At 50.6% G+C, this 24,693-nt stretch carries 22 protein-coding genes; 21 read left to right on the forward strand and 1 reads right to left on the reverse strand.

Annotated features, from left to right (window positions below; all coding sequences use genetic code 11):
• Window positions 1-339 precede the first annotated feature (339 nt).
• From CBW46_RS15665 to CBW46_RS15695, 7 genes are all read left to right on the forward strand, one after another.
• A complete protein-coding gene (locus CBW46_RS15665) occupies window positions 340-687 on the forward strand; it encodes a hypothetical protein (RefSeq protein WP_089200942.1) in 348 nt (115 codons plus the stop codon).
• A 173-nt stretch (window positions 688-860) separates the two neighbouring features.
• Entirely contained in the window at window positions 861-1,778 is a 918-nt protein-coding gene (locus CBW46_RS15670) for a hypothetical protein (RefSeq protein ID WP_089200943.1), read from the forward strand.
• A 142-nt stretch (window positions 1,779-1,920) separates the two neighbouring features.
• Window positions 1,921-3,204 (forward strand): trigger factor, encoded by a 1,284-nt coding sequence (gene tig / locus CBW46_RS15675; RefSeq protein ID WP_089200944.1) that lies wholly within the window; start codon window positions 1,921-1,923, stop codon window positions 3,202-3,204.
• A 279-nt stretch (window positions 3,205-3,483) separates the two neighbouring features.
• On the forward strand, window positions 3,484-4,077 hold the full coding sequence (clpP, locus tag CBW46_RS15680; protein WP_089200991.1) for an ATP-dependent Clp endopeptidase proteolytic subunit ClpP: 594 nt from the start codon (window positions 3,484-3,486) through the stop codon (window positions 4,075-4,077).
• A 12-nt stretch (window positions 4,078-4,089) separates the two neighbouring features.
• On the forward strand, window positions 4,090-5,358 hold the full coding sequence (gene clpX, locus CBW46_RS15685; RefSeq protein ID WP_089200945.1) for an ATP-dependent protease ATP-binding subunit ClpX: 1,269 nt from the start codon (window positions 4,090-4,092) through the stop codon (window positions 5,356-5,358).
• Between the two features lie 128 nt (window positions 5,359-5,486).
• The gene (gene ispG, locus CBW46_RS15690; RefSeq protein ID WP_089200992.1) at window positions 5,487-6,608 is read left to right on the forward strand and encodes a flavodoxin-dependent (E)-4-hydroxy-3-methylbut-2-enyl-diphosphate synthase; all 1,122 of its coding nucleotides are present in this window, start codon (window positions 5,487-5,489) and stop codon (window positions 6,606-6,608) included.
• A 117-nt stretch (window positions 6,609-6,725) separates the two neighbouring features.
• On the forward strand, window positions 6,726-7,499 hold the full coding sequence (locus tag CBW46_RS15695) for a divergent polysaccharide deacetylase family protein (RefSeq protein WP_243633341.1): 774 nt from the start codon (window positions 6,726-6,728) through the stop codon (window positions 7,497-7,499).
• A gap of 7 nt (window positions 7,500-7,506) precedes the next feature.
• On the opposite strand, the gene CBW46_RS15700 is transcribed toward CBW46_RS15695, so the two are convergent.
• Window positions 7,507-8,217 carry an N-acetylmuramoyl-L-alanine amidase family protein gene (locus CBW46_RS15700; protein ID WP_165842344.1) on the reverse strand — a complete coding sequence of 237 codons (711 nt, stop codon included), beginning with the start codon at window positions 8,215-8,217 and terminating at the stop codon, window positions 7,507-7,509.
• A gap of 154 nt (window positions 8,218-8,371) precedes the next feature.
• On the opposite strand from CBW46_RS15700, the gene lonB reads away from it, so the two are divergent.
• The 14 genes from lonB to hemH all read left to right on the forward strand — a co-directional run bounded on the left by lonB (window position 8,372) and on the right by hemH (window position 24,680).
• Window positions 8,372-10,081: an ATP-dependent protease LonB gene (gene lonB, locus CBW46_RS15705; RefSeq protein WP_089200947.1), complete on the forward strand. Its 1,710-nt coding sequence runs from the start codon at window positions 8,372-8,374 to the stop codon at window positions 10,079-10,081.
• A gap of 181 nt (window positions 10,082-10,262) precedes the next feature.
• Window positions 10,263-12,596: an endopeptidase La gene (lon, locus tag CBW46_RS15710; protein WP_089200948.1), complete on the forward strand. Its 2,334-nt coding sequence runs from the start codon at window positions 10,263-10,265 to the stop codon at window positions 12,594-12,596.
• Window positions 12,597-12,637: 41 nt separating this feature from the next.
• A complete protein-coding gene (gene yihA / locus CBW46_RS15715; protein WP_089200949.1) occupies window positions 12,638-13,276 on the forward strand; it encodes a ribosome biogenesis GTP-binding protein YihA/YsxC in 639 nt (212 codons plus the stop codon).
• Window positions 13,277-13,699: 423 nt separating this feature from the next.
• Window positions 13,700-14,287 carry a non-ribosomal peptide synthetase module gene (locus tag CBW46_RS15720; protein WP_165842345.1) on the forward strand — a complete coding sequence of 196 codons (588 nt, stop codon included), beginning with the start codon at window positions 13,700-13,702 and terminating at the stop codon, window positions 14,285-14,287.
• Window positions 14,288-14,631: 344 nt separating this feature from the next.
• Window positions 14,632-15,033 (forward strand): adenosylmethionine decarboxylase, encoded by a 402-nt coding sequence (speD, locus tag CBW46_RS15725; protein WP_089200950.1) that lies wholly within the window; start codon window positions 14,632-14,634, stop codon window positions 15,031-15,033.
• 133 nt (window positions 15,034-15,166) lie between these two features.
• Window positions 15,167-15,691 carry an S-adenosylmethionine decarboxylase gene (locus CBW46_RS15730; RefSeq protein ID WP_089200951.1) on the forward strand — a complete coding sequence of 175 codons (525 nt, stop codon included), beginning with the start codon at window positions 15,167-15,169 and terminating at the stop codon, window positions 15,689-15,691.
• 222 nt (window positions 15,692-15,913) lie between these two features.
• Window positions 15,914-17,308 (forward strand): glutamyl-tRNA reductase, encoded by a 1,395-nt coding sequence (gene hemA, locus CBW46_RS15735; protein WP_089200952.1) that lies wholly within the window; start codon window positions 15,914-15,916, stop codon window positions 17,306-17,308.
• A 21-nt stretch (window positions 17,309-17,329) separates the two neighbouring features.
• Complete coding sequence (locus CBW46_RS15740) at window positions 17,330-18,154, forward strand: cytochrome C assembly family protein (RefSeq protein ID WP_089200953.1); 825 nt, start codon at window positions 17,330-17,332, stop codon at window positions 18,152-18,154.
• Between the two features lie 47 nt (window positions 18,155-18,201).
• Window positions 18,202-18,930: a precorrin-2 dehydrogenase/sirohydrochlorin ferrochelatase family protein gene (locus tag CBW46_RS15745; protein WP_089200954.1), complete on the forward strand. Its 729-nt coding sequence runs from the start codon at window positions 18,202-18,204 to the stop codon at window positions 18,928-18,930.
• 36 nt (window positions 18,931-18,966) lie between these two features.
• Window positions 18,967-19,905, forward strand: coding sequence for a hydroxymethylbilane synthase (gene hemC / locus CBW46_RS15750; RefSeq protein ID WP_089200955.1), 939 nt, complete (start codon window positions 18,967-18,969; stop codon window positions 19,903-19,905).
• Window positions 19,906-19,910: 5 nt separating this feature from the next.
• Window positions 19,911-21,467, forward strand: coding sequence for a uroporphyrinogen-III C-methyltransferase (gene cobA, locus CBW46_RS15755; RefSeq protein WP_089200956.1), 1,557 nt, complete (start codon window positions 19,911-19,913; stop codon window positions 21,465-21,467).
• Window positions 21,468-21,487: 20 nt separating this feature from the next.
• On the forward strand, window positions 21,488-22,486 hold the full coding sequence (hemB, locus tag CBW46_RS15760) for a porphobilinogen synthase (protein WP_089200957.1): 999 nt from the start codon (window positions 21,488-21,490) through the stop codon (window positions 22,484-22,486).
• 196 nt (window positions 22,487-22,682) lie between these two features.
• Window positions 22,683-23,741, forward strand: coding sequence for a uroporphyrinogen decarboxylase (gene hemE / locus CBW46_RS15765; protein ID WP_089200958.1), 1,059 nt, complete (start codon window positions 22,683-22,685; stop codon window positions 23,739-23,741).
• A gap of 6 nt (window positions 23,742-23,747) precedes the next feature.
• Window positions 23,748-24,680, forward strand: coding sequence for a ferrochelatase (gene hemH / locus CBW46_RS15770; protein ID WP_089200959.1), 933 nt, complete (start codon window positions 23,748-23,750; stop codon window positions 24,678-24,680).
• The last annotated feature ends 13 nt before the right edge of the window (window positions 24,681-24,693 follow it).

Below are 24,693 nucleotides of genomic sequence, written 5' to 3' on the forward strand. Positions count from 1 at the left end.
ATAGAGCTATGAAGCACTCTGTCCGTCTGCGCAGCCGCTGATTGATTCGGTAGACAAGAATGTCGGACTGAGTCAGGTTCTGTCAAAAATGTAAACCCTTTGTTGGACATGTTGTATTACAGGGGCGGCTTGGTTCTAAGCAGTGAAAGTTCTTCTGTCCTGTGTTATTCTATTATGTGGCGCCGATAGTGCAGAAATCGACATGTGTTGACTATTTGTCCGCGATTCGCGCTCCGGTTTTTGCAGGTACTCCTGCCTCACACCCTGTGATTTGCCACGATGCATGCCGGGACGCTGTGAACTCTGCCGAACCAATTAGATGAAGAGGTGGTTACACGTATGAAGAAACAAAAACTAGCCAAGCAACAAGCTCAATACAAAGAAGCGAAAGAGCGCTTCGAGAGAGCGAATGGGGCTTTTCAAAATAAGTTGGCGACCGTTAAACTGCTTGGAACGGTGACCCAGGAAAAAATTGAAGAGCTTATTGAAGCCACCGACCTACATAATGCGCTGAATGATTTGGGTGCTGCGGAGAAAGCCCTGCTGCAGTGGTCGCATGAAGCCATTCAGAGCGAAAAAGATTATCTGCAGAACAAAGAAGCCGTCGACAAAATGTATGCATTCATCGATCAAGATCCTAATATTAAAGCTAAATTACTGCAAGCTGCGATGAAAATCACTAACTAAACGGCAGCTTTCTTGGCAGCAGCGGGGGGATTGTCCCTCCGCTCTTTTTTTATGCCTGTTCGTTGGCATTCGCGGAATGTTTATGACGGCAGGGACAGTCCGCATTTTTGCTTTCGAAGTTGGAATCGGGTACACTGCTGTCGAAGAACAAGTCACGGGGAGGAGGTCTCTTTTTGTCCGACAAGATCAACGAGAATGTCATTCTTTTTCCTAAGACCGTCGAGTACTATCAATTTGAATTGACGCGGATGCTGGAAACGGAACGCTATAGGGAAGCGATACGAATGCTTGATTTTCTGCTCACCTGCCATAATCAGGATGAACGCATTCATGAAGAATGGCGCGCGCTGCTTCAGTGGTTGAAGACGATGTTTCCTGAAGAAACGCTGCCAATGGCTGAACTCGAGGATGAGGAACTGAGCGAGGCCGAGCTGCTGCGTCAGCGCATGGCTGACAAAGAACGGGATAACAGCGGCTATGCGGAGCGGCTGTTGGACTCGCTGCAGCAATATCCGCAGAGCGTCGACAACCTGCTGTTGGCGCTGGATCAGCTCGCCTTTTTAGAACATCCGGGAATAAATCAGAGACTCACCGAATGGGTGACAGCCGATGAACGGCATCCTCTGATTCAATATAAAGTGCTGCAAACCTTGAAGCTGCGTGGAATGACGGGGCAGCTGGAGCTGACCAAGAATGGGGAAACCATTGTTGTCGATGTGGAGGAGACGCCATCCAGCTTTGAAGATTTTCCTGCCCCGATCAGCGAAATCATCGAACGAGTGCAAGATATCAGCCAAATGGACCAGCCGGCATTAGCATATTTCGCTCAAGAGACTTGGAACGAGTTTTTGGCTTATTTGTATGGAACCGCGCAGTATCGTCAAATTTTGCGCCAGGAACGTGAGTGTGTGGACGTATGGGCGGCGGCTTTTCATTTTGTCCTCCTAGAGAAGGTGTTCGAGGATGGCAACAAGGACGAAATATTAGATCGGTACGGGATCACGAATGACTTGATGTTTCAATGGGAACAGGCCTACCGGGTGATGCAATCCTTCGTCGCTGCGACATTTTCACCCAGCCCGAGACGGTGAATAATTCCCGCAGCTTTACTTGAAAACGTAATAGGTTATGTTATAATAGAATGGTTATAATGGCGATATGGGACAAACTGTGCCTGGCACATCGTCGGTCGTGAAAAAAGTGATGGATAATTTTTGGAGGGGAAAGCATAAAATGAAAGCAAGCTGGGAAAAAATAGAGAAGAACGTTGGCGTTCTTGAAGTTGAAGTGGAAGCTGAGAAAGTAGCCGAAGCGTTGGACAAAGCATTCAAAAAGGTCGTCCAAAAAGTTAACGTACCGGGCTTCCGCAAAGGGAAAGTGCCGCGTTCCATTTTTGAATCTAAATTCGGCGTGGAAAGCCTTTACCAAGACGCACTCGACATTGTGGTACCGGAGGCATATGGCGATGCTGTGCAAGAAACCGGTATCTTCCCTGTAGATCGTCCTGAGGTTGACGTTGAGCAGTTCGCAAAGGGAGAGGCTCTTAAGTTCAAGGCTAAGGTTGTGGTTAAGCCTGAAGTTGAGCTTGGCAAGTACAAAGGCCTCAAGCTGGAAGCCAAGGACGCTGCGGTGACGGAAGAAGAAATCAACGCGGAGCTCGAAAGACTGCAACAGCGCCACGCAGAGCTGGTTCCTGTTGAGGAAGGTGCAGCTGAGAAGGGCGATGTCGTTTCCATCGATTTCGAAGGATTCGTGAACGGCGAAGCTTTCGAGGGCGGTAAAGCTGAAAAGTATTCCATCGAGCTCGGTTCCGGCAGCTTCATTCCCGGCTTCGAAGAGCAATTGGTAGGATTGAACAAGGGCGAAGAGAAGGATGTTAATGTTACTTTCCCTGAAGACTATCATTCCGAAGAATTGAAAGGCAAGGAAGCCCTGTTCAAAGTTAAACTCCACGAGATTAAGCGCAAGAACCTGCCTGCTTTGGACGATGAATTTGCGAAAGACGTGAGTGAATTCGATACGTTGGAAGAGTTTAAAAGCGACTTGCAGAAAAACCTGCAGCAGCGCAAAGACGCCGAGCTTCAGCGCAACAGAGAGACAGAAGTTGTGGAAAAGGCGGCTGCGGCGGCCACAGTTGAAATCCCTGACGTGATGATCAACAATGAAACAACTCAAATGGTAAGCGAATTTGAGAATCGCTTGCGAGCTCAGGGCATGAACCTTGAGATGTACTACCAATTCACCGGTCAGAGCGATGATGCGCTCAAAGAACAAATGCGCGGCGATGCCGAAAAACGCGTTCGCAACAATCTTGTTCTTGAAGCTATCGCAAAAGCTGAGGAGATCGAAGCTTCCGAAGAAGAAGTGGCGGCCGAGTTGGAGAACATGTCCAAGCAATTCCAGCGCCCTGCTGAAGAGCTTCGCGCAATTCTAAGCGCAAATGGTAATTTGGAAGATTTGAAGCATGATCTTGTGATTAAGAAAACGGTCGACTTCTTGCTTGAGAAGAGCAAGTAATATAGTGCAAGGGCACGTGTTCGTATACGTGCCCTTCTCTATAGTTAAAAACAGCAATGCCACACATAATGTTTGATCAAAGTACATAACTTACATCCACAGTGCACTTTTTCTGCGGGGACAGCCGGCACAGGGGCGTGGTGGCTCCACCGCTCGCCGCGGATTTCTGGCGATGACCTCCTTAAGAGGTGATGATATGCACGGATGAAAATGACTTTAGACGTGAAAAATGATACAATGGAATTTGTAGTACAATTTTATAGCAAAGGGGTTGGAACAATGGGTCTGATACCTATGGTTGTTGAGCAGGAAGGCCGCGGGGAGCGCTCATACGACATTTATTCCCGCCTGTTGAAGGACAGAATTATTTTCATCGGCACTGGCATTGACGATGACGTTGCCAACCTCGTTATTGCGCAGCTCCTGTTTTTGTCCGCGCAGGATCCAGAGAAGGACATTCATCTATACATCAATTCCCCAGGCGGTTCAGTGACTGCCGGATTGGGTATATACGATACAATGCAGTTTATTAAGCCTGACGTATCCACCATCTGTGTGGGTATGGCGGCAAGCATGGGTTCTTTGCTGTTGACTGCAGGAGCCAAGGGCAAACGGTATGCACTGCCGAACAGCGAGGTAATGATCCATCAGCCGCTCGGCGGTGTCAGAGGGCAAGCGTCGGATATCAAAATCCATGCTGACTGGATTGCCAAGACAAAACAGAAGCTGAATCAAATCTACGTGGACCGTACTGGTCAGCCGCTTGACAAAATCGAGCGTGACACGGACCGCGACAACTTTATGAGTGCGGAAGAAGCCAAAGAATACGGGCTTATTGATGCGGTTATCACTCGTAATGAATTGAATGGATAAAGGAGTGATCCCATGTTTAAATTTAACGATGAAAAAGGTCAACTCAAATGTTCCTTCTGCGGCAAATCGCAAGAGCAAGTGCGTAAGCTGGTTGCCGGACCCGGAGTGTACATTTGTGATGAATGCATAGAGCTTTGTACGGAAATCGTGGAGGAAGAGCTGGGCCACGAAGAAGAGCTTGATCTCAAGGACGTGCCGAAGCCGAAAGAAATCCGTACGATCCTGGATCAGTATGTCATCGGTCAGGAACAAGCGAAGAAGTCTTTGTCGGTTGCCGTATACAACCATTACAAACGTATTAACAGCCAACAGAGCAAAATCGAAGATGTGGAGCTGCAGAAGAGTAACATTGTCCTGCTAGGTCCAACCGGAAGCGGTAAAACGCTGCTGGCACAAACATTGGCTAAAATTTTAAATGTTCCTTTCGCGATCGCGGATGCTACTTCTTTAACGGAAGCGGGCTACGTGGGCGAGGACGTTGAAAATATTTTGCTGAAGCTGATTCAGGCGGCTGATTATGATGTGGAGAAAGCCGAACGAGGCATCATTTACATCGACGAGATCGATAAAGTGGCGCGCAAATCAGAGAATCCTTCGATTACCCGCGATGTGTCGGGTGAAGGCGTGCAGCAGGCGTTGCTGAAAATTCTGGAAGGAACTGTTGCCTCCGTGCCTCCGCAAGGCGGACGCAAGCACCCGCATCAAGAATTTATCCAGATTGATACAACGAACATCCTATTCATCTGTGGCGGTGCGTTCGATGGTTTGGAACAAATCATCAAGCGTAGAATCGGTAAAAAAGTCATCGGTTTCGGTACCGACGGTTTCAAAGCCGATTTGAAGCCGGGCGAGTACCTGTCGATGGTGCTGCCTGAGGATCTGCTCAGATTCGGACTGATTCCTGAGTTTGTAGGCCGTCTACCTGTCATTTCAACCTTGGAGCCTTTGGATGAGCCGGCATTGGTGCGCATCCTGACAGAGCCGAAAAACGCTCTCGTCAAGCAGTACCAAAAGCTGCTGGAGATGGACAACGTGACACTCGACTTCCACACGGAAGCGCTGGAGGAAATCGCTCGCGAAGCCATTAAGCGTAACACCGGTGCGCGCGGCCTCAGAGCCATCATCGAAAGCATCATGCTGGATGTCATGTATGAAGCTCCTTCCACTACGGAGAACGCCAGCTGTGTGGTGACCCAGGATGCGGTACAAGCGAAAGTATCGCCCGAAATCACATCGTCCAACAAAGAGAAATCTGTGAAGAAAAAAGAAGAGAGTGCCTAAGTAAGTCGGGCATGACCTGACTTCAGCGCTCTCACATCAAACCATAGCAACCTCCAATCCGTTATAAAGGCACCGTTTGCTTTATGACGGAGCGGAGGATGTTTGGTATCATGGGAGAGAAGGAAATTATGTTTCACAGAACGGAAACCAGACCGGTCAGAGTCGGCGATTTAACTATCGGCGGCAGCAACGAAGTGATCATGCAGAGCATGTGCACCACCAAAACTGCCGACGTGAAGGCAACCGTCGCGGAAATCCACCGTCTTGAAGAGGCGGGCTGTCAACTTGTCCGCGTAACCGTGAATAACAAAGAAGCGGCGGAAGCTATAAAAGACATTAAACGGCAGATCAAAATCCCTCTCGTTGCGGACATTCATTTTGATCATCGGTTGGCGCTACAAGCCATAGAGAACGGCATCGACAAAGTGCGCATCAACCCGGGCAACATCGGACGCCGCGAAAAGGTCGAGGCCGTGGTCAATGCGTGTAAGGAACGCGGCATTCCCATTCGCATAGGCGTGAACGCTGGTTCCCTAGAAAATCATTTGCTGGAAAAGTACGGTTACCCGACGGCCGATGCGATGGTCGAGAGTGCCTTGTACCACATCAACATTTTGGAAGAGCTGGATTTTACGGACATCATCGTTTCTCTGAAGGCGTCCGACGTTCCGATGGCGATTGCTGCCTATACTAAGGCAGCGGAGGCGTTTCACTACCCGTTACACCTTGGTATCACGGAAGCCGGCACCTTGTTTTCCGGCACGGTGAAAAGCGCAGCCGGCATCGGTGCTCTGCTGAATATGGGCATTGGCTCCACGCTGCGCATTTCCTTAAGTGCCGATCCGGTGGAAGAAATCAAAGTTGCCCGTGAGCTGCTGAAAACATTCGGCCTCATCAGCAATGCTGCAACATTGGTGTCATGCCCAACTTGCGGCCGGTTAGACATCGATTTGTTCTCCATCGCCAACGAGGTGGAAGAGTATATCTCGAAGATCAAAGTGCCGATTAAGGTATCTGTGTTAGGCTGCGCCGTGAATGGGCCTGGCGAAGCGAGGGAGGCCGACATCGGCATAGCGGGCGCTCGCGGGGAAGGTATGCTGTTTAGGTACGGAGAGATGATCCGCAAAGTGCCGGAGGCCGCACTGTTGTCCGAGCTGAAGAAGGAAATTGATGTTATAGTAGAACACTACGAGCGTACGGGAGAAATTCCCGGCAGAAAGCAGCATGCTGCAGCAGCCGTAACCAAATAAATAGCAGTTAACTAAGAGCAGGTTTCTCGATTGCGGGGAAACGCTGCTCTTTTTTATTTGCTCATGTATATCATAGCCGCGGGAAACAAATAACAACAAAAAAGGAGGAATGGTGAAGTGAGGCACTTCAAACGACAACGGCTGGTAATATTGGCTGTGGCAAGCGCAGCTCTAGTGAGCCTGTGGGTTATACCGGCCGCGGCGGAGCCGGACGTTGCGCCTCGCAAAAGTGTCACGATCGTCATCGATGATTTTGGCAATGACATGCTTGGCAGCAAGGAGATGATGGAGCTCCCCGCCCCTTTCACGGCCGCAGTTATGCCGTTTTTGCCAACAACGCGCCGTGATGCGGAGTGGGCCCACCGGCTTGGCCATGAAGTGCTAGTGCATATGCCGATGGAACCCGTCAGGGGTAAGAAAAGCTGGCTTGGGCCGGGAGCAATAACCACGGATCTGTCGGACGAGGAAATCCGCCGTCGGGTTATGGCGGCTGTCGAGGACGTGCCTTACGCGGTAGGCATGAACAACCATATGGGCTCCAAAGTGACTGCGGACGAACGGGTAATGCGCGTGATTCTGCAGGTCTGCAAAGAGAAGAACCTTGTTTATTTGGACAGTCGAACAACGGCGAAAAGTGTGGTCGAGTCCGTAGCGAAAGAACTAGGTGTAAGAACCGCGGAAAACCACATTTTCATGGACTCAATCTATTCTCGGAGGCATATCGCAAAGCAAGCGGCTAAGGTAAAAAAACATCTCTCCAAACATGATGAGACGGTGGTCATAGGTCACGTCGGCCCTCCGGGGAAAAACACTGCCGCCGTACTCCGACAGTTGATTCCGGATTTGCAGCAAGCAGCGCGATTTACCCCGGTATCGGAATTGGCCAAGTAGGGAGGGGTCAGGCTTGCCCCAGGTAGGCTTGCACCCCCGCGACGATAGCTTCAGCCAACTCCCGTTGTTTTTCCGGCTGTGTCATTTGCTCGCGGTCGGCAGGATTGGTGATAAAACCCATCTCAATGATCACAGAGGGAGGTCGAACGTGCCTCAGCATATGATAGGATTTGCCCAGCTTAGCCTTGTTGGACGTACCGTACAGCTTATTTAACGAGGCTTGCAAACATTCGGCCAACCGTCGGCTTTGCTGGTTTTTTTGATGCAGAATGATAGGCCCGCGCGCGCGCGAATGTTTGGCCCAGTTCACATGGATGCTAATGACGGCTTTGGGACCTAGATCATTCGCTAGATGACTGCGCTGAGCCAAATCTTTTCTGTGGCGGGAGTGGCTGCGAAGCCACGAGTTCTCTCCACTGAGCGCATAATCATTTATCCTGTTGCACAGCACTCGGAGTCCCTTCTCACGCATTAGAGTGTAGGTGAGCTTCGACATTTTCAGGTTAATGTCTTTCTCATACAGCTCACCGTAGCGCGTACCACAATCGACACCGCCGTGGCCTACGTCAATTAACACATCCACATTGCTGAAAAAGGGACTTCTGACGGCTGCTGTCCCTCCAGAAACCGCGCGTTCCGAATAGTTCGTAACAGCGGTTGTGAGCGGGAATATGACACTGAGCACTATAACAGAATACACGATCAGAACTCGCCGCATGTTGCACCTCCTCAGATAAGTGTTTACCGATAGGGTACTCCCGCCCAATAATCTCATTCCTCGTTGAAAACTTTCTCAGCTGCGATTAACCCTATCTCGCGAGGGGAATACTACCAAGTATCCTTACAGGAACAAAACGCTCAGGAGGTTTATCATGAACAATATAAGCGTGATTTTGATGGTGATTCAGTTGTTTTTCGCTATCGTAATCGGTTTGTATTTTTGGAACTTGCTGCGAAATCAGCAATCCAATCGGACGGCCGTGGATAAAGAGTCGAAAAAGGAAATGGAGAAGCTGCGCAAGCTTCGCTCCATCAGTTTGAACAAGCCTCTTGCCGAGAAGACAAGGCCTAGCGCCATAACAGACATCGTTGGACAAAAAGAAGGCTTACGTGCATTAAAAGCAGCGCTGTGCGGCTCCAACCCGCAGCATGTCATCATATATGGCCCCCCTGGGGTCGGTAAAACCGCGGCGGCGCGGGTTGTATTGGAAGAAGCGAAGAAGCACGCCGATTCCCCGTTCAAGCATGACGCTAAATTCACGGAAATAGACGCCACCACAGCCCGCTTCGATGAGCGCGGCATCGCCGATCCGTTAATTGGTTCCGTGCACGATCCGATATATCAGGGAGCGGGGGCAATGGGCGTTGCAGGAATTCCGCAGCCCAAACCAGGGGCCGTCACAAAAGCACACGGTGGTATCTTGTTCATAGATGAGATCGGTGAATTGCATCCTCACCAAATGAATAAATTATTGAAGGTGTTGGAAGATCGTAAGGTATTTCTGGAAAGTGCATATTATAACTCGGAGGACACGAATATCCCCAGTTATATTCACGACATTTTCCAAAATGGCCTGCCGGCTGACTTTCGCTTAGTCGGTGCCACTACGCGAAATCCCTCAGAATTGCCGCCGGCCATCCGGTCGCGCTGCATGGAAATCTTTTTCCGGCCGCTTCTGCCGGACGAGATCGAACAAATTGCCCGGAACGCGATGAAAAAGATAGATTTTCCCGACAATCCTGCGGCTCTCGAGGTCGTCAAAAAACATGCAACAAACGGACGCGAGGCGGTTAACATCATCCAACTCGCCGCGGGCATGGCGCTAACCGACGGCCGAAGAGAACTGGCAGTATCGGATGTTGAGTGGGTTGTGAACAGCTCGCAAATTCCACCGAGACCTGAGCGTAAAATTGGCACGAAACCGGAAATTGGTTTTGTTAACGGCTTGGCTGTGTACGGTCCGAATCTGGGCACACTGCTTGAAATCGAAGTGACAGCAATTCCCGTGTTGCAGCCGAATACGGGAAAGTTCAACATCACCGGCGTGGTGGATGAGGAAGAGATGGGCGGGGGCGCCCGGACCATTCGCCGCAAAAGCATGGCACGGGGCTCTGTCGAGAATGTGCTGACCGTGCTTCGGCGGTTGGGCATGAATCCTTACAATTATGACCTGCATATCAATTTTCCCGGCGGTACCCCAATTGACGGTCCGTCAGCAGGTGTATCAATGGCTGTCGCGATTGCTTCGGCGATCAAGCAAATCCCTGTTGACAACCATATAGCGATGACCGGGGAAATAGGTATTCACGGCAAAGTCAAGCCGGTCGGCGGCGTCGTTGCCAAAGTTGAGGCGGCGGTTCAGGCGGGAGCGACCAAGATCATCATACCTAAGGAAAACTGGCAGGAGATCTTCAGCGGATTGAGTGATGTCGAAGTGATCGCTGTGGAATCGGTCGAAGAGGTTTTGTTTCATGCTCTCGGCGTTCAACTGTCGGAGCTGCCGGAAATCTCTGCCGCACAGCCGGAGTCGGTGCCTACAGCCACGGTCACTGTGCTCCACGCCGACAGCTTGGATGCCTAATTAAGAAACACAGGTGCTGATCGTGCATGGCTGTTTTCCCGGGCGCGCACGCGCGGCACCGATTGGTGTTTTGAAATTAATTTTGTTAAAATGTAAATTATCATTTAAATAATGTTTTGCGAAAATCAGCTGACGCTGTGCAAAGAAACACTTTGCTAAGCCAGCTAGGAGGTGCTCCAGGATGGGACCGATCAAAATGAAGACGCGCCGGTTGCCGTTACTTCCACTGCGCGGACTCCTCGTTTACCCGAGTATGGTGCTGCATTTGGACGTAGGCAGAGAGAAGTCGGTGAAAGCACTGGAGAAGTCCATGGTAGAGGACAGCATGATACTGCTATGCTCGCAATCCGAAGTGAATATTGAAGAGCCGACCACGGAAGATATATATCGCATAGGAACCATTGCCAAGGTGAGGCAAATGCTAAAGCTGCCAAACGGAACGATCCGTGTGCTCGTAGAGGGTGTCGTACGTGCGGAAATCACAGAATTTTTGAACAATGAAGAATATTATGAAGTCCAGGCGAAAGAGCTGCCCGAGCAGGAGACTACAGACCCTGAGATAGATGCGTTAATGCGCACCGTGCTCAACCAGTTTGAGCATTACATTAGTTTGTCCAAAAAGGTCACTCCGGAGACGTTAGCGGCAGTTTCAGATATCGACGAGCCAGGTCGATTGGCCGACGTCATTTGCAGCCATTTATCCCTTAAGATAAACGATAAACAGGAGATTTTGGAAACCGTAGACGTAAAGGCGCGGTTGGAAAAGCTGCTCTCCATTTTAAATAATGAGCGGGAAGTGCTGGAGCTCGAACGTAAAATCAGTCAGCGTGTGAAGAAGCAAATGGAAAAAACCCAGAAGGAGTACTACCTTCGCGAGCAAATGAAGGCGATTCAGAAAGAGCTGGGGGACAAAGAAGGCCGGGCCGGAGAAGTCGAAGAGCTGCGTTCGCAGCTGGCTAATTCGGACGTGCCTGACAAGGTAAAGGAAAAGATTGAAAAAGAGATCGACCGGTTGGAGAAAATGCCGGCAACCTCTGCCGAGGGCGGCGTAATTCGCAATTATATAGATTGGCTGCTCGGTCTGCCTTGGTCCAATTACACCGATGACGATTTGGATATCACACGTGCCGAGGCTATTCTGGAAGAAGACCACTACGGCTTGGAGAAGCCGAAAGAGCGTGTACTGGAATACCTGGCTGTGCAGCAGCTGGTCAAAAAGATGAAAGGACCGATTCTCTGTCTGGCAGGGCCTCCGGGCGTCGGTAAAACATCTATCGCCCGTTCTATCGCCCGTTCTCTGGGACGGCAATTCATTCGCATTTCCCTCGGCGGCGTGCGTGACGAAGCTGAGATCCGGGGACACCGCCGCACGTACGTAGGAGCTATGCCGGGACGAATTATCCAAGGGATGAAGAATGCCGGCACGACCAATCCGGTAATGCTGCTCGATGAAATCGATAAGATGGCGATGGACTTTCGGGGCGATCCGGCATCCGCGCTGCTGGAAGTGCTCGACCCTGAGCAAAACAACACGTTCAGCGATCACTATATCGAGGTACCCTTTGACCTGTCCCATGTGATGTTCATTACTACGGCCAACGCGATTCATAATATTCCCCGCCCGCTGTTGGACCGGATGGAAGTACTATATATACCGGGTTACACGGAGATCGAGAAACTCCACATCGCGCGAAACTACCTGCTGCCTAGGCAGCAAAAGGAGCATGGGCTCGAGGACGGCCAGCTGGTGATTGAAGAGGCTGCGCTGATGCGGATCGTACGGGAATATACCCGGGAAGCAGGCGTGCGTAATTTGGAACAACAGGTGTCAGCCGTCTGCCGTAAGGCTGCGAAGCGGATTGTATCGGGGGAAACCAACATCGTGCATGTCCGCGAAGAAAATGTGAAGGATTTCCTCGGACCAGCGAAGTTCCGTTACGGCATGGCGGAAGAGTTTGATCAGGTCGGAGCCGTGACGGGGCTGGCGTGGACAGAAGTGGGCGGAGATACGCTAGTGATAGAAGTCACGGTAATGCCGGGCAACGGAAAGCTCACTCTGACAGGCAAACTGGGCGACGTGATGAAGGAATCGGCGCAAGCCGCCTTCAGTTATACGCGTTCCCGAGTGGAGCAGCTGGGCATTGCAGCCGATTTCCATGAGAAGGTGGATGTTCACATTCATATACCTGAAGGTGCCATTCCGAAGGATGGACCATCCGCAGGGATCACGATGGCGACCGCGTTAATATCGGCACTGACGAACATGCCGGTGTCCCGCGAGGTTGCTATGACTGGCGAGATTACACTGCGCGGCCGCGTGCTTCCGATCGGTGGCTTGAAAGAGAAAAGCTTGGCCGCACATCGGGCAGGCATACGCAAGGTGATTATCCCGCATGACAACGTCAAAGACCTTGAGGACATACCGGACACGGTGCGCACAGACCTCACCTTTATACCGGTCACGCATATGGATGAAGTGCTGCAGCATGCCTTCGTCGAGCCGGTAGAAGTTTAAATTGATATAACACCTCCCATACAGAGAGAGTTGAAGCTACAATGAAGGTCAATCAGGCTGAATTTATCATCAGCGCGGTTGGTCCGAGTCAGTACCCTCAAGACGCCTTGCCGGAAATTGCTCTGGCAGGGCGTTCCAATGTGGGGAAATCCTCGCTGATCAATCGCATGATACAGCGGAAAAATCTGGCGAGAACCAGTTCTAAGCCGGGAAAAACCCAACAACTAAATTATTATAAAATTAATTCGGACTTATATTTCGTTGATTTGCCGGGCTATGGATACGCCCAGGTATCAAAAGCAAAACGAGAGGTGTGGGGCAAGTTTATCGAAGAGTACCTGACAACTCGCGAATACTTAAAGCTGGTGCTTCTCATTATTGACCTGCGGCATCCTCCGACCAAAGACGACCAAGCGATGTATGATTGGTTGAAGCATCATGATATCCCGACGTGTGTTGTCACAACGAAGGCTGACAAAATCACGAAGGGCCAGTGGCAGAAGCACGTGAAAATCGTCCGTGAAACATTAGGCATGGAGAAGCATGAACCGCTTGTGCTTTTTTCATCCGAGTTAGGCGTGGGCAAGGACGAGCTGTGGCAATTGGTCGAACGCCAAATCCTACCGGACGGCGGACCGGATGATGCCGAGAAAGAAGATGCATCGTCTGCACCGAGTTAACGCGGGCAACATTAAATAAAGCTGTATGGCTCTTGCCATATGGCTTTTTGTGTTGGTGGCGGAACGGCATCGACACAAAAACACAGCACCCTGATTCGAAAGCAGTCAAAAAAGGTAATTCCACTGTAAGAGCGGGAGTTTGCGTCTGCAGCTCATAAGGTTCTCTTAGCCGTACAGTCTGGGTGCAAAAGCCTGTGCGATGTTTTTACGTTAGGCAGGGAAGCGCAGAACTTCGCAAGGTAATCAGAGGGATTCAAATGATAATTTGAAATCCCGCTGAGAAAAAGCAGATTTTTCAGAAATTCAACGGAATTCAATGAAAAGACGGCAGGACTATTAAATATTTATGTAGTATAATGTATAGAGCGAATTAATATAGTGTTAAGGCTTCAAGGTCCGAAATTAAAGAATCGAGGGATTTTTATGGCAATTAGGTTAGCGACTGAATATGTCAAAACCTGCCTACAGCTGACGGAAGCCGAGATGGCCATGTTTATTCAGATGTTTGTCGACCATCAGGCTTCAATGAGGGTCAGAATATTGGAAAACGGAAACCAAGAAGTAGTTTTACTCGATGATGCAGGCCAAGAGATTGTTCTCTCGTTTGAACGCCAGTCTGGCGCCTATGTCTGCCGGGGAACATGCCGGATAACGAACAGAAATTTGGTTAACCTGATGCGAAAAGCCGTTGCTGCGTTCAAGGGCAGTGCCATCGTCCACCGCCATTATGAGACTTACACAATGGTGTATGAATACGAGCGGGGCACTGTCGTGAAAATTATGGAACTTAGGAACAGCCAACAGAAAATCATCTATGCATATAAGGATACAATGGGCGAACTTGAACAGTTATTCCGCAAGGATGAAGTGGAACAAGAAATTAGCCGAGTGAAGTTTCAAATTAACAGCATGCTTGACCTGCGAAATGCTATTGATGAGACCGCCGTGCGCGAACACATCGATCGCCGTCTGGCAGAGCTTACACATCACCTGTTCGTACTCGAAGCTTGACAATATAATCAGACTTACGTGCAGTCTTCCGGCCTCCAATGAGGGACGGAAGATTTGTTTTTGCTTTTTTTTGTTCCGCATCGTCGATTGCACCGATTCACTTCATTGGCATATCTTAGACATTGTGTGAACTGCGGTGAGATTAAACAGCAAACTTTTCAAAAAAGTATTGCATTTCTGGGCAATAGATGTTATTTTTATTCTCGTTGAAAACAAAATAGGAACCAGGATTCACTCAGGACATTGAATGTTGCGAGAGATTATTCCCTCGGGAAGTGAATGACGTAGGTCCTAGCGGATGAAATTTTTCAAACATTTTATTCCTAGGAAGGGGGAACCGAAGGATGGAATACTCAACTTTCGGAAGACACGTTGCTGTAGATACTTGGGGGGTCGACTTTGATCTTCTCAACAATGCAGAATGGTTACAAGCCCAAATGGTAGAAGCTGCTGAAGCATGTGGGGCCACCGTAATGTCGGTGCAATCCAAACAATTTGAACCACAAGGTGCAACAGTTCTCGTATTATTGTCGGAAAGTCATCTCTCCATTCATACTTATCCTGAGAAAGGTTTCGCTGCATTAGATTGTTACACTTGCGGTGAAACAGTTGATCCGCAGTTGGCTATCGACTATATGGTTTCCGTGCTGAAACCTGAGACGACGCACGCGAAGAAGCTTGTCCGCGGCATGGGTGAACTTGTTGTGGAGACACCGGAAATTAAACAAGTACAGTTCACGAAATAAATTAAAGTATCTTTGGATAAAGAATGATAACCACGGAGCTATCCGTGGTTATTTGTTATCTTGCGTCCCCATAGACTATTGAAGTGGAGCTTGGATGTCATTGTCGGGTAGGAACGGGGGCGCACAACAGACAATGAAAAAGGCTAAATTTTTCACTTATATACTTATTCTCTTTCTGCTTGGCTGGCCGGCGTATCAGATTTACGGCATGCTCAATCAGCCGTCCCATAAGGAGGACGCGGGAAAGCTGTTGTATCAGGTTTCTCTGTTTCAAATGGAGATGCTGGGCAGTTTTTTGCACGACATGGACAAAGCGCAGGACACTGGCCGCTTGGATGCGCTGCGGCAGGCGATTTACACGGCTAATTTCACACATGAACACCTGGTTCTCGCATATGGTGAAGAAGAGGTGGCACCGCTGCGGGGTCTGTCACAGCTGATGCAGTATGTTGTGCGACTGCAGATTGGCGGACAGAGGCCGCTAAAAGCAGAGGAAGCACAGACACTGGCGGAGGTTCGGCACCACTATGCTGAGCTGTATGAAGCGTACCGTAAGCTCATGTCCCCGCGAAATCAAATCGTGGCCTCACAGAATGAGAAGCTCGCAAAGACGGATAAAGCGGTAGCGGATCTGCTCCGCAAAAAGCTTTTGCAATAAGGTAAGCGGTATGGCAAAAGCAGCGGTTACTCAGGCGCGCGCGCGTGTCACAGTATAATGTAGCGGCCTGCGGTTTAGAATAAACAAGTGTCTAGGTATTTCCTGGACAGCCAGCTTTTTGCTCAGCTGCGCATTCACAGTTTATACAAAAAGTTTGTCGGTCAGCTTGTAATTGTATGCTATAATAATTCGAGAAATGTTGCGGGGGGCAGGTGATTATCTATGCATATTGTTGTAGCGGGCTTGAATTATCGCACGGCCCCGGTTGCAATCCGTGAAAAGTTTACATTTGCGGAGCAGGATTTGACACAAGCTTTGATTAAACTGAAAGAGACAAAGAGCGTAATGGAATGTGTCATAGTAGGCACCTGCAACCGCACGGAATTGTATGTAGTGGTGGATCGTGAAAATCTCTGCGACAACTATCTGCGCGGGTATATCGAGAATTGGTTTGGCGTACCGCGGGAGCAGTTTAGCAAGCATTTATATATTTATGAGAATGAGAGAGCTATCGATCACCTTTTCCATGTAGCGAGCGGACTCGATTCCATGGTCATTGGCGAAACGCAGATTCTGGGCCAGGTCAAGGATGCATTGGAGTTAGCCCAGCAGACTAAAACAACCGGTGTTATTCTGAACACGCTGTTCAAGCAGGCGGTAACCATGGCAAAACGGGCTCACACGGAGACCGGTATCGGGGGGAATCCCGTATCCGTCAGTTACGCTGCTGTAGAGCTTGGTAAACGAATTTTCGGAAGCTATGATCATAAAAAAGTGATGATCATAGGCGCGGGCAAGATGAGTGAGTTGACGGTTAAGCATTTGTACTCCAACGGAGCGGATAAAGTTATCGTGGTGAACAGAACGCTCAGCCGTGCACAGGAGCTGGCCGGAAAGTTTCACGGGGTGGCCTGTGCCATGGACAAGCTGCTGGATTACCTGGAGGAAGTCGACATTGTCATCAGCTCCACCGGTTCCGCAGGCTTGGTCCTATCGCGTGAGCAGGTCGCCGATGCACTGCAAAAACGACGGTCCAGACCTTTGTTCATGATCGATATTGCGGTGCCGCGTGATTTGGATCCGGCTATCGGCGAGCTGCCGAACGTGTTTTTGTATGATATCGATAATCTGCAGACGATCGTTGACAATCATTTGCAGGAACGGCGTAAAGCAGCCGCACTGATTGAAGAAATGATCTCCGCAGAGATACAGGCGTTCGAGCAATGGACGAAGACTTTGGGTGTCAGTCCCGTGATTCAAGCCTTACAGAAGAAGGCTAACGCTATTCATGCAGAAACTATGGACAGCTTGATGAAGAAGCTGCCGGATTTGGATGAGCGTGAGCTGAAGGTGATTCGCAAGCTAACTAAAAGCATTGTGAATCAGATGCTTCGTGACCCGGTGAACCGGATCAAAGAAATGGCAGCCGAGCAGCATGGCGATCAGGCTTTGGAGTATTTCACCAAAATATTTGCGCTTGAGGAGCAATTGGCGGAGCAGGAGCGTGCGGAGCAAGCCGCGCGGCAGATGGAAGCAGGCAGTACTGAGGTTCGTTGGAAGGAAGATTTGATCACAAACGTTACATTGAATCCTGCCGATGCCTTGGCCAAATCGTAATCGGAAGAGGTGCCTTGGTCAATGGTTACGAAAAGCTGGCTGTATGATGTTATACTATATATATACGCCCTGAGCCTCCTGTTTTACTTCTCGGACTTTATCGGACCGAATCGAAGTGCAAAACGGATGGGCGCAGGGTTACTTTCTTTTGTATGGGTTTTGCAAACCGCTTATTTAATCTACAACCTGGTGGTGCACAACCGCACGGCGGCCTATTCACTGTTTGAGACACTATTTATGTTATCATGGTTACTCGTAACGGTGTCTCTGATCGTAAACCGGTTTTTTCGGATTGAACTGTTTGTGTTTCTTGTGAATGTTATAGGATTTGCTGTGTTGGCGCTGAATTTTTTCAGCAATCCTAATGTATCGCCGACGCTCGCTTCATGGAAGATTAATGATGAATTATTGTTTATACATGTAAGCCTGTCAATCGCAGGATACACGGCGTTTGCCGTTGCAGCTGTTTTTTCAGGGATGTACTTGTTTTTGCACCGCCAGCTGAAGGAGAAAAAGTGGTCGAAGCTGATGCAGCGGCTGCCCAGCTTGGATAAAACGGATCACTATGCATATGTTTCGGTCATTCTGGGAGCACCGCTGTTGCTCCTTGGAATCTCATTGGGGATTGTGTGGATCGCGCTGGAGGGAGATATGGCGTTATTCTTCGATCCTAAAGTGATTAACTCTTGGTTCGTCCTTTTAGTTTATATCTTCTATTTGTTTCAACGGCTCGTGTTGCATACACCGGGAAATAAATTGGCGATGTGGAATCTGGCCGCATTTTTCATCATGGCATTGAATGTGGTGTTCGCCAATTTTTACTCTACGTTCCATCAATGGTCCTGATCTGTTCTGTGAATTTTCGCAGCTAGTATGTTAGAGGAGGGGCGGAATTGATAGAACGGACACACAAAAACTACTATCCGCTGATGCTCGATTTGGCGGGACAGCCGTGTGTCATTATCGGCGGCGGTCTCGTGGCCGAGCGTAAAGCGGAGGCATTGATAGATGCAGGTGCGGCGGTGACCGTGATCAGCCGGGCGTGGACGCCACGGCTGGAGCAATGGAGCCGTGACGGGCTGGTCTCGCTAGTTCGCCAGAGTTATGAGCCTGGCATGACGCAATTGGAGAATGCCCTGCTGGTTTTTGCCGCAACTGATCAAGCGCCGGTGAATTCGGCGGTCCGTTTGGAAGCGCAGGGGATGGGTAAGCTGGTTAGTGTGGCCGATGATCCGCTGCATAGTGGTTTTATCGTACCTGCCGTGGTGCGCAGGGGCAAGCTGGTCATTGCCGTTTCGACGGGTGGTGCCAGCCCTCTCGTTGCCAAGCGGGTGCGGGAGGAATTGGAGCGCACGTTCGGCGCTGAATATGAGGAGTATCTGGATCTGCTGCAAGAGCTCCGTGTACAGATACAATCGAGCGTGCGCGAGGCCGCTTATCGCCAGCAAATGTTCAAAGCGATGCTGGAGTGGCAGCTGCTTGATTGGATTCGGTCAGGACGGTTGGATAGCTTCATCAAGGGACAGATGATAGAGCGGATAAAGGTTGATCCCACTGTAAGCGGAATAGAGCGGCTGGGAGTTTGGCTAAGAGAAATGGCAGACGAAAACGGTGAGACATGAGAGCAATTTACATACACCGGGGAAAGGGAGGATGGCATGCGTAAGATTGTAGTGGGAACGAGACAGAGTGCGCTAGCGCTCACACAGACAGGCCAAGTGGTTGATCACTTGCGCGAGCTGTGTCGGAAGCATGGCATTGCATGCGAATTCGAACTGAGAAAAATTGTGACCAAAGGAGACCGCATTTTGGACGTTACTTTGTCCAAGGTAGGCGGCAAAGGCTTATTCGTGAAGGAGATCGAGCAGGCATTGCTCGATGGAGAGATTGATCTGGCCGTACACAGCATGAAGGACATGCCCTGGGAACTGCCGGAAGGGCTTGTTATCGGTGCGGTGCCGCTGCGTGAAGATCCGCGGGATTGCCTCATCACGCGCGGTGCCGCCGGCATCGACGAGCTGCCTCCCGGGGCGAAGGTGGGCACGAGCAGCTTGCGGCGTTCATGCCAGCTGCAGCACCACCGCCCCGACCTGCGGATTGAGTCGATGCGAGGAAATATTGATTCGAGGCTGAAGAAGCTCGAATCCGAAGGCTTCGATGCGATACTGCTGGCCGCCGCCGGTCTGCGGCGGATTGGCTGGGAGGATCGCATCAGCGCTTATTTGCCGCCCGAGGTCTGCCTTCCTGCCGTAGGGCAGGGTGCGCTCTGCGTCGAATGCAGGGGCGGCGATGATTTCGTGCTTGAGCTGCTCAAGCACTACAGCGACGCGCCGACGACCTTGGCTGTCGCGGCGGAGCGCAGCTTCCTTGGCAGACTCAACGGCGGCTGCCAGGTGCCGATCGGAGCCTACGCCACAATAGCCGGCAAAGGCGCGAACGCCACGATCACGTTGACGGGCATGGTTGGCTCGCCGGACGGCGAGCGCATGCTCAAGGAAACGATGATCGGAACTGATCCGATCAAGCTCGGCCAGGAGTTAGCGGACGTACTGATTGCGCAGGGCGCCGCGGACATTCTGGCCAAGGTGAGGGGTTGAGGATTGTGGACAAAGGCGTCGTATATCTCGTAGGGGCCGGGCCAGGCGATCCGAAGCTGATTACAATTCGTGGGCTTCAGGCTGTCGAACGGGCCGATGTGGTCGTATACGATCGTTTGGCAAGTCCGCGGCTTCTAAAACATATGAAGCCGGGCGCGGAGAAAATTTTTGTCGGCAAGCTGCCGGATAAACATATGCTTAAGCAGGAGGAAATTAACCAACTGCTTGTTGATTTAGCTTTACAAGGAAAAACCGTCACCCGGTTAAAAGGGGGCGACCCGAGCGTATTCGGACGCGTGGGTGAGGAAGCGGAGCTTTTGGCGGAACATGGCATCCGGTTCGAAATTGTGCCGGGTATTACTTCTGCCATCGCAGTGCCGGCTTACGCGGGCATTCCTGTCACACATCGGGACTTTACCTCCTCATTCTCCATCGTCACGGGGCATGAATATCAGAATAAGACGTATAGCAATGTGAACTGGGAGAACTTGTCGCAGGCGTCGGGAACACTCATTTTTCTAATGGGCGTAGCCAACTTGGAATTCATCTGCAATAGGTTGATCGACGGCGGCAAGCTGCCAACCACACCGGTGGCTCTAATCCGTTGGGGTACATGGATGGAGCAGGAGACTCTCACGGGCACTCTCATCAACATTGTGGCAAAAGTGAAAGCAGCCAACTTCCAGTCTCCTGCGGTGATCATCGTAGGCGATGTCGTACGGCTGCGTGAAAAGCTTGCTTGGTTCGAGAAAAAGCCACTGTTCGGCCGACGTATTCTCGTTACGCGTGCCCGTAGTCAGGCAAGTGAACTTGTGAACCAAATCGAGGACTTGGGCGGCGAAGCTGTAGAGTTTCCGGTCATTCGGATACAGCCTCCATCCAAGCCAGACGCCAAAGAGGCATTGGCTGCCGCACTCCGCCATCTAGCAGATTATAACTGGGTACTATTCACGAGTGTGAATGGCGTGGAGCATTTCTTTCACCAGCTTCGCCACCACCGGATCGATGTGCGTGGTCTTGCCGGCGCCCGCGTGGCGGCGGTTGGCCCGAAAACTTCAGAAGCCCTTGAACGGTATGGTATATTTGCAGAAGCACTGCCTGCGAAATTTCAAGGCGATGAGCTGCTGGCTGCGATTCAGGCAGAACTAAAGCCGGGGCAGCGGGCACTGCTGCCAACCGCGGATATAGCCAAGGAATATTTGCCTGCCAAGCTTCGGCAGATGGGGCTGGAAGTCACGGAAGTGGATGTGTATGAGACGGTTTTGGAGACAAGCGGGGGAGCGGATGTAATCGAGCTGCTGCGGCAAAGAGCCATTCATATTATTACTTTTACCAGCTCATCCACAGTAACCAATCTGCTGCGCGCTCTGACAGAGCTTGGGGCAGATGATGCTTTAGACCTTCTCAAACCTTGTCAGATTGCATGCATTGGGCCTATGACGGCTCGAACTGCAACAGACGCGGGATTGTCCGTCGATTTCATGCCGGATGAGGCCACCGTGAATGCACTGGTAAAAAGCTTATATATCAAGCACAGCAATGATCGCTTTTACAATATATAACCAACATGGAGGGGAGTCGTATGAGTTTTCCAATCGTTCGCAATCGGAGATTGCGCGGTTCCAACGCACTGCGCAGCTTGGTGAGAGAGACAAATATCACGGTAAATGATCTAATCTATCCTATTTTCGTTACCCACGGCACGAATATCAAGGAAGAGATCCCTTCTATGCCCGGCGTGTACCATTGGTCAATGGACCGCTTGGACGAAGAAATTCACGAAGTCGTCGCTCTAGGTATTCAAGCCGTGCTGTTGTTCGGCGTGCCTGAGCGTAAGGATGCCCATGGCAGCTCGGCTTATGACCCGAACGGCATCGTTCAACAGGCTACCCGCCGCGTGAAGGAGCTCTATCCGGATCTGCTGGTCATAGCTGACACCTGCCTTTGCCAGTTTACAGACCACGGCCATTGCGGCGTGGTTCACCTCGATGAGAAAACGCAGCGCGCGGAAGTGATCAACGATGCCTCCTTGGAGCTGCTTGTGCAAACGGCAGTATCCCAAGCTGAGGCGGGCGCGGATATCATTGCACCTTCCAACATGATGGACGGCTTTGTCGACGCGATCCGGCACGGTCTGGATGAGGCTGGCTTCGAGCAGGTGCCTATCATGTCCTATTCGGTGAAATATGCTTCCGCCTACTACGGTCCGTTCCGCGATGCAGCGCATTCCGCCCCGCAGTACGGCGACCGTAAAACGTACCAGATGGACCCGGCCAACGCTCGTGAGGCGTTGCGCGAAGCGGAATCCGATGTGGCCGAAGGCGCGGATTTCTTGATGGTAAAGCCTGCTTTAGCATACATGGACATGATCCGCACCCTGCGCGATCAGTTTGATTTACCGCTGGTGGCTTACAATGTGAGTGCCGAGTATTCTATGGTCAAGGCTGCGGCGATGAAGGGCTGGATCGATGAGCGCGCGATCGTCATGGAAACTATGATAGGTTTTAAGCGCGCAGGCGCAGACCTGATAATCACTTATTTCGCCAAGGACGTAGCCGCATGGCTGCGCGAGGAGCGTTGAAGCCTCTGTCAGCTCCATTTAGGCACTTTCTAGAGACTCTGACCTAGCGCGCATTGTGCTAGGTTTTGCTATATCTGCGGACCCGGTTCTTGTCATACTTTTGTCGGAATCTATAGGGGGTTCCGGTTGTTAGCGGTTCCCAAATAGGGCATAATATGATTAGACAAGAGGAAGTTTACGGAAATGAGGAATACGGATGAATTATAACGATACGTTTATTAAAGCGTGCAAGCGGGAGCCCGTCGACGCGCTGCCTGTTTGGTATATGCGGCAGGCGGGGCGTTACGATCCGGATTATCGTAAAATTAAGGAGAAATACAGTCTGCTTGAAATTTGTCAGCAGCCTGAGCTCGCAGCGGAAGTCACGATGATGCCGGTGAAGAAGCTGGGCGTGGATGCGGCTATTTTATACTCGGATATTATGAACCCGGTCGCTTCTATCGGTATTGATTTTGATATTGTCAAAAACATAGGGCCCGTGATCCACAATCCTATCCAATCTGCTGCGGACGTTGAGACACTGCGCCCGATTCAGGTAGACAAGGACCTGTCACACATTATCAAAACAATCGAAATCCTCTCAGGCGAGCTCAAGGTTCCGTTAATTACGTTCGCCGGCGCTCCATTCACCATAGCGAGCTACTTGATTGAAGGAAAACCAAGTAAAAGCTACATCCGTACCAAAACGCTAATGTACAGCGAACCAGGCATCTGGTTCAAACTGATGGATAAGCTCGGCGACATGGTGATTACCTATTTGAAAGCTCATATTGCGGCCGGGGCAAAAGCGGTGCAATTGTTTGACAGCTGGGTAGGCGCTTTGTCGCCGAATGATTTTAAGCGGTATGTGCTGCCGACCGTGAAGCGCATTTTCGCTGAACTTAAGGCTCTGGAGCAGCCTAAAATATACTTTCCGGGCGTGAGTTCCGGAGAATTGCTGCCGCTCTTAGGTGACATTGATGCGGACGTGATAGGGCTCGACTGGCGTGTGTCCATCGCAGAAGGCCGCAGAAGGGTAGGTCCGAACTACGCAGTTCAGGGCAATCTCGATCCCTATGTGCTAACCGCACCCATGCAGGTAATCCAGGAGCAGGCCAAATCTATTATCGACGAGGGCATCCAACAGCCCGGCTATATATTCAATTTGGGACATGGACTATTTCCCGAGGCTTCTCTTGAAAAACTGCGCGAGCTGACGGAATTCATTCATTCCTATTCCAGAGTTGCGCTAGCTAAAACGAGTCAGAAAGGGTGATACAACATGAAGCGCAGAATTGGCGTCTTGGTGATGTCCTACGGAAGTCCGGAAAGCTTAGAGCAAGTAGAGGCCTACTATACCCATATCCGGCGGGGAAATCCACCTACAGCTGAACAGCTAAAAGATCTGACAGATCGTTACGAGGCGATCGTGGGCGGTGTCTTTCCTCTGAAAGAAAATACCGACAAGCAGGTAAAAGCGTTAGAGGACCGCTTAAACGCGGACCATCCGGAGCTGGCTTTCTCCTGTTATCAGGGGTTGAAGCACGCAGCTCCTTTTATCGAGGATGGCGTGGAACAGATGGTAAAGGATGGCGTTAAAGAGGCCGTAGGCATTGTATTGGCACCTCATTATTCAGTAATGAGCATCGGCGGCTATATTAAACGGGCAGAGGCGAAAGCGGCTGAGCTTGGCTTGCCTATCAAGTTTGTCACAAGCTATCATTTGCATCCACGTTTGATACAGGCGTTGTCCGAGCGGGTAACCGACACACTCGCCAGGTTTGGCGACACGCCGAAAGATGAAATTCGAGTGCTGTTCACAGCCCACAGTCTGCCGGAAAAAATACGGGAGATGGGTGATCCGTATCCGGACCAGCTTATGGAAACGTCACGAGCAATTGCAGGGCAAACCGGAGTCACTAACTGGCAGTTTGGTTGGCAAAGTGCAGGACAAACAGGGACGCCGTGGTTAGGCCCGGACATTTTGGACTTGCTGCGCACGGTGAGCAAAGAAGAGCATGTGAAAAATGTGTTAGTGTGTCCGATCGGTTTCGTATCAGATCATCTTGAAGTGTTGTATGACCTTGATATCGAGGCGAAAAAAACGGCACGTGAGCTTGGGATTCATCTGGAGCGTACGCCTTCTCTCAATACGGATCCATTGTATATGGCAACATTGAGTGACGAGGTATATGCTTTGGTTGACGGCAAATGATGTGATTCGGCAA

The sequence above is a fragment of the Paenibacillus xerothermodurans genome, assembly GCF_002220865.2.
In the GTDB taxonomy this organism is placed as follows: Bacteria; Bacillota; Bacilli; order Paenibacillales; family NBRC-103111; genus Paenibacillus_S; species Paenibacillus_S xerothermodurans.

What these genes read in the sequence shown, in the direction of transcription:
- CBW46_RS15665 (WP_089200942.1), top strand. Translation starts at nt 340, where the DNA reads ATGAAGAAACAAAAACTAGCCAAGCAACAAGCTCAATACAAAGAAGCG.
- tig (WP_089200944.1), top strand. Translation starts at nt 1,921, where the DNA reads ATGAAAGCAAGCTGGGAAAAAATAGAGAAGAACGTTGGCGTTCTTGAA.
- clpP (WP_089200991.1), top strand. Translation starts at nt 3,484, where the DNA reads ATGGGTCTGATACCTATGGTTGTTGAGCAGGAAGGCCGCGGGGAGCGC.
- clpX (WP_089200945.1), top strand. Translation starts at nt 4,090, where the DNA reads ATGTTTAAATTTAACGATGAAAAAGGTCAACTCAAATGTTCCTTCTGC.
- ispG (WP_089200992.1), top strand. Translation starts at nt 5,487, where the DNA reads ATGTTTCACAGAACGGAAACCAGACCGGTCAGAGTCGGCGATTTAACT.
- CBW46_RS15700 (WP_165842344.1), bottom strand. Translation starts at nt 8,217, where the DNA reads ATGCGGCGAGTTCTGATCGTGTATTCTGTTATAGTGCTCAGTGTCATA.
- lonB (WP_089200947.1), top strand. Translation starts at nt 8,372, where the DNA reads ATGAACAATATAAGCGTGATTTTGATGGTGATTCAGTTGTTTTTCGCT.
- lon (WP_089200948.1), top strand. Translation starts at nt 10,263, where the DNA reads ATGGGACCGATCAAAATGAAGACGCGCCGGTTGCCGTTACTTCCACTG.
- yihA (WP_089200949.1), top strand. Translation starts at nt 12,638, where the DNA reads ATGAAGGTCAATCAGGCTGAATTTATCATCAGCGCGGTTGGTCCGAGT.
- CBW46_RS15720 (WP_165842345.1), top strand. Translation starts at nt 13,700, where the DNA reads ATGGCAATTAGGTTAGCGACTGAATATGTCAAAACCTGCCTACAGCTG.
- speD (WP_089200950.1), top strand. Translation starts at nt 14,632, where the DNA reads ATGGAATACTCAACTTTCGGAAGACACGTTGCTGTAGATACTTGGGGG.
- CBW46_RS15730 (WP_089200951.1), top strand. Translation starts at nt 15,167, where the DNA reads ATGAAAAAGGCTAAATTTTTCACTTATATACTTATTCTCTTTCTGCTT.
- hemA (WP_089200952.1), top strand. Translation starts at nt 15,914, where the DNA reads ATGCATATTGTTGTAGCGGGCTTGAATTATCGCACGGCCCCGGTTGCA.
- CBW46_RS15740 (WP_089200953.1), top strand. Translation starts at nt 17,330, where the DNA reads ATGGTTACGAAAAGCTGGCTGTATGATGTTATACTATATATATACGCC.
- hemC (WP_089200955.1), top strand. Translation starts at nt 18,967, where the DNA reads ATGCGTAAGATTGTAGTGGGAACGAGACAGAGTGCGCTAGCGCTCACA.
- hemB (WP_089200957.1), top strand. Translation starts at nt 21,488, where the DNA reads ATGAGTTTTCCAATCGTTCGCAATCGGAGATTGCGCGGTTCCAACGCA.
- hemE (WP_089200958.1), top strand. Translation starts at nt 22,683, where the DNA reads ATGAATTATAACGATACGTTTATTAAAGCGTGCAAGCGGGAGCCCGTC.
- hemH (WP_089200959.1), top strand. Translation starts at nt 23,748, where the DNA reads ATGAAGCGCAGAATTGGCGTCTTGGTGATGTCCTACGGAAGTCCGGAA.